The organism is Streptomyces sp. SPB074, from assembly GCF_000154905.1.
Taxonomy (GTDB): domain Bacteria; phylum Actinomycetota; class Actinomycetes; order Streptomycetales; family Streptomycetaceae; genus Streptomyces.
In genome coordinates this window covers 2,130,185-2,130,646 of record NZ_GG770539.1, presented here as the reverse complement: position 1 = coordinate 2,130,646, position 462 = coordinate 2,130,185, and the positions used below count along the sequence as shown (strand labels likewise).

The following is a 462-nucleotide window of genomic DNA, read 5'->3' as shown; positions in this document are numbered from 1 at the left end:
GGTGCTCCTTCGCGGGGGATCAGTGAGTGCGTACGGGGCCCACCGGGGCCCCGGACAGCGTGACTACCGCGTGAGGCGGGCGAAGGTTGCGGGACGCCCGGGCAAAGAGTTGGCAATGCGTCGTATTGTCGGCCCCCTGCCGTGCGGCGGGGTTGACGCCCTGCGCACCGCCGCTGAACTGCGCCTTCTCCTCCCGGCTCGTGCTCCGGGCCGGGCCCCGCGGTCCCCCGCGCGGGCGAGGAGTCGTACGGCTGAGCCCGGGGCGCTGAACCCGCCCGCCGTCAGGGCGCGGTGACGATCCGTACGTCCTCGGGCCCCCCGGCCCCCGCCGCCCGGCCCTTGCCGCCGGCCGCGCGCGGCCAGGTGTGCCCGGTGCCCGAGGCCCGCCACTCGCGGCCGGCGTAGGCGACCTCGGAGACGCGCAGCACCGAGGCGTGCGCGACGGCCCACTGCGCGAGTTCC

The 462-nt window shown here is 77.3% G+C and carries 1 pseudogene; it reads right to left on the bottom strand.

The features are described from left to right. Window positions 1-281 precede the first annotated feature (281 nt). A pseudogene (locus SSBG_RS08525) lies at window positions 282-462 on the bottom strand (hypothetical protein); the annotation flags it as partial.